We start from the raw sequence: 3,791 nt of genomic DNA, 5'->3' as shown, positions 1-3,791 counted from the left end.
GGGCCGGTCGGGCTCGGCGGTGTCAGTGCGACCAGTAGGGGTCGTCGACCGTCGCGCACTGGGCGGCGTAGGCCAGCGGTCCCCGGCCGAACCCGCCGTTCCCCTTGTCATCGCTGGTGTCGGTGACATTGGTCAGGGTGGCCCGCACCTCGGCGCAACCGTTCACACCCACGGCGAACCAGAGAGTGAACCCCGAGCCCTTCACCTCCACCGCGCCCTTGTAGCGATCGACCGAGTAGCCCTTTCCCGTCCAGAGCGTCTGGACGACGTCGAGCGGCTCTTGATAGCGCTTGGAGGTGATCCGGACTCGGGCCGCCTGTTTGGCGATCATCTCCGTCCGACCCGTCTTCTTGCACCCGGACGTGCCGCAGAATCCCGTCAGGTCGGGGTCGCCCTCGTACCTCGCCTCGGCCCACTGGAGCCCTGGGTGGAAGGCCCCGGCGACATCGGCGAGTTCGGCCTCGATCCGGTGCTGCGCCTGCTCGACCGGCATGGGGGGTTCCTCGGGCTCCGGCCAGGCGTACCAGCCGACCAGGAGCGCCAGCAGTACCCCTGGCACGGCCACGCGCCATACCGCGGACCTCACCTCGGATCCTCCCTGGTGATCGTGTTCCCGTGGCCGCTCACGATCTTCCCGATGTTGGGGAGCGAGTCGCCGCCCTTGCCGCGCTTCCCGAAGTAGTTGTCGTGGGAGTCGGTCATGGTCCCGTCCGCCACCGAGAAGCGCTGCCCGCCGAAGCTCTGGCTCGCCGGGTCCGTGCCGTGCCAGGACGCGTCCGGGTGCGCGAATGTCTCGTAGATCGCGGCGCCCAGGCCACCCAGCATCCCAGGGCTCGGCGCGTTGGCCACCGGGTCGTTGTCGGCCCTGCCGACGTACACGTGATCCGCACCGACCCCGAGCTGTGACGCCTTGTCCACCCCGACACCCGGGCTGCCCACCAGGACGATGTCGTCGGCGGCCAGACCGCCGGGGTGCTGGGTCGCCTGCCCGACGACCAGTGACCCGTAGCTGTGCCCCTGCGCGGTCACGTGCGCCGGCGTCCCCTCGTGGGTGGCTCGGAGCCCGGCCAGGAAGTCGTTGTACGCGGCCCCGCCCTCGACCGCCCGGCCCTTGGTGAGCACCGAGGTGCCGTCCAGCTGCGGCGCGTCGTACCCCAGCCAGAACACGGACGCGACGCTCGGCGTCTCCTGGTTGTCCACCGCACTCTTCACTGCGGAATCGTAGATGCGCTTCGCCGTCATGGTGTCGCCCCCTCCGGCGCCGGCCAGGGTGCTGTTCAGCCCGGGCACCAGCGACGAGACGTTCCGCGCCTTGTCCGGGTCGCCCCAGGACACGATCGCGCGGCCCTGCCCCTGATCGCCGATCCCCAGCAACAGCAGCGGCGGGTCGGAGCTCGGCCCGCCCGCACCACCGTCCAACTTGCCGTCGAACCGGTTTTGAATGGACTGGAAGCCGGCGAGCTTTTCCTGCAGCGCGTCGCGCTTGCGCTTCCACTCCGTGTAGGCGGGGTTCGCTACTGGCCCGCCGTTGGTCTCGGCGACGCTCAGCATCTTTCTCGGCTCGGGGCCGAGGCCCGCGAGTTGGCGCTGGCGGTCCTGTATCAGGTTCTTCAGGTTGATCCGGTTGGCCTGGTCGCGGGCGGCGGCGGGGATGCCGTCGAGGTTGCCGACCTGGTCCGGGTGGTTGAGGATCATCCGCTGCTGCTGAGCATCGGTCAGGCCGTTCCACCAGGCCTTGACGCTGTTCGGGTCGGTGCCTGCGGCGGGGATCTGCTGGAGCGCGTTCGCGGCGTCCGCGTCGGCCTTCGCGGTGGCGGAGTCGAGGCCGGTTCCGTTGCTCGCGTTGGTGGCGAGGTGGCCGAGCCGGGCGCTGATGGTCTGGTCGGCGTGGTCGGCCTCGTTGAGGGCGGCGGTGATCCGGTTCTGGATCTGCGTGGCCTGGTTCTCGGCGTCGGTGCCCGCGAAGTCGGGGGAGTTGGGGTCCTTGTCCCAGGTGATCCCGCCGTCGGCGGCGACGGTCAGCTTGTGGGTCCTGGCGTCGTCGAGGGCGCTGATCAGGTGCGCCTGGGCGGCGGCGAAGCTGTCATAGGCGTCCTGAAGGGCCCGGCTGACCAAGCCGATCTCCTGCTGGGCGGCCTGGAGTTCGCTGTGCAGGGTCTGGATCCGGGTGTTGGCGTGGCCGGCGGTGGCTCCGGTCCACTCGGAGTGGCTCAGCCGGTCGACGACCTCGTGCTGCCAGTTCTCGACGTGCTGGCCGAAGGCGGTGGCCAGGGTGTCGAAGGCGGTCTTCGCGGTCGTGATGCCGATGACGTCCGCGTCGTGGAGGGTCTTGATGTCCATCGGTTACTCGGCCGCCTTCGCGCTGCGCGGCTTCACCGGGCCCGGGACGAACGTGGTGTCGAAGGGGTCCGGCTCGTTCGGCGCGGGCGCGGCCGGGTTCCGCATGCTGTTGTGGACGTTCTGCTCGGCCTGGCGGTAGAAGGCGGCCGAGGTGGCGAGCCTGGTGCCGACGTCGCCCATGTCGGTGCCGAGTTTGTCCAGCAGGGTCTTCCAGTTGGCGCCGCAGTTCTGGATGGCGCCGGCGGTGAGCCAGCCCTTGAGCCCTCCGGCGGCCTGGCTGCACGGACCGGTGATCTTCGATGTCTCGCCCGGTATGAGGCCGCCTATGTGCTGTGCGCTCTGCCCGCAGCCGTCCAGTTCGGCCGGCTTGACCTTGAACTCCAAGCCCGCGTCAGGACCCGCCATGCTTCGTTCCCCCGTCGGACCCGGACCGATCGGTTGCCGGACCGGTCCGGGGTGATCGAAAACTAACGACGCATATTATCGGATTGCCAATACGCATCCTGACGAACAGGAACCAGACGGACCCGAAGCGGCCCCACCTCCGCGAAGGCGTTGCCCAGCACCGATTCGGCCGGGCCGGCGAGGTCCGTTCATGGACCGGGTCAAGGCCGGGCTCGGTCTGGAGGGCCGGCGACACATCCAGCATGCAGAGCAGTTCGTCGGCCGATCCGGCGCCGAGGCGGACCCGGCATACGCTCCCCGAGAGGGGAACGTATGCCGGCCACGCTGCCGGCGCAGCGGACTCCAGGAATCAGCTGCCGATGTGGCCGCAGGCGGTGTCGAGCTTGTTGGCGTCGGTGTCGATCTTGGACTGCAGGTTGGCGCTCGGCGCGGTGCCGGTGCTGACCGCGGTGTACAGCTGCTGGTAGTCGCCGGCCAGCGCGCTGATCGCGTTCTTGGCGTCGGCGTTGCCGGCCTTGGCCGCGGCGGCGTTCAGCTGGTCGGTCGCGTTCTTGAGGTCGGCCTTCAGCGCGTCCGGGTTGCTCGCGTCGGCGGAGATCTTGTCCGAGTAGGTGGTCACCGTGCTGGTGGCGCTGGTGCACCCGGGGTCGATGGCCTTGACCACCTTCGAACCGATCATCGCGAAGAGCGCGATGCCCACCGCCATCGAGAGCACCGAGACGATGAGGCCGATGATCGCGGGCACCTTGCCCTTGCCGGCGCTCTTCGACTTGACCAGGCCGATGATGCTGAAGACGAGGCCGAGCGGCGCGGCGAGGAAGGCCAGGATCAGACCGGCGATCGCGAAGCCGTTCGAGCCGGTCGGCTGGACCGGGGCCGGGTAGCCGTACGGCTGCTGCGGCGCGCCGTAGGGCTGCTGGGGGGCCTCATTGGGGGGTATGGACATGTCAATCCTTAAGGGGACATTGAGGATGGCCGCATACGAATACCGGAAGCCCGCGCCCTTTGGCAACTCTGAGTAATGATCGCGGGCCGCGGGCGCCGGG

Annotated in this window: 4 protein-coding genes; all 4 read right to left on the bottom strand. The window is 69.3% G+C overall.

Annotation, left to right across the window (positions count from 1 at the left end):
• Positions 1-22 precede the first annotated feature (22 nt).
• The 4 genes from AB0O00_RS32225 to AB0O00_RS32210 all read right to left on the bottom strand — a co-directional run bounded on the left by AB0O00_RS32225 (position 23) and on the right by AB0O00_RS32210 (position 3,691).
• The gene (locus tag AB0O00_RS32225) at positions 23-493 is read right to left on the bottom strand and encodes a hypothetical protein (protein ID WP_363657815.1); all 471 of its coding nucleotides are present in this window, start codon (positions 491-493) and stop codon (positions 23-25) included.
• 89 nt (positions 494-582) lie between these two features.
• The gene (locus tag AB0O00_RS32220; RefSeq protein ID WP_363657813.1) at positions 583-2,340 is read right to left on the bottom strand and encodes an alpha/beta hydrolase; all 1,758 of its coding nucleotides are present in this window, start codon (positions 2,338-2,340) and stop codon (positions 583-585) included.
• Between the two features lie 3 nt (positions 2,341-2,343).
• Positions 2,344-2,745: a hypothetical protein gene (locus AB0O00_RS32215; RefSeq protein WP_363657811.1), complete on the bottom strand. Its 402-nt coding sequence runs from the start codon at positions 2,743-2,745 to the stop codon at positions 2,344-2,346.
• Between the two features lie 349 nt (positions 2,746-3,094).
• Positions 3,095-3,691 carry a hypothetical protein gene (locus AB0O00_RS32210; protein ID WP_363657809.1) on the bottom strand — a complete coding sequence of 199 codons (597 nt, stop codon included), beginning with the start codon at positions 3,689-3,691 and terminating at the stop codon, positions 3,095-3,097.
• Positions 3,692-3,791 lie beyond the last annotated feature (100 nt).

Source organism: Kitasatospora sp. NPDC093558 (assembly GCF_040683475.1).
Classification (GTDB): Bacteria; Actinomycetota; Actinomycetes; order Streptomycetales; family Streptomycetaceae; genus Kitasatospora.
The sequence above is the reverse complement of the archived record's forward strand: the minus strand, read 5'-3'. Positions and strand labels throughout refer to the sequence as shown.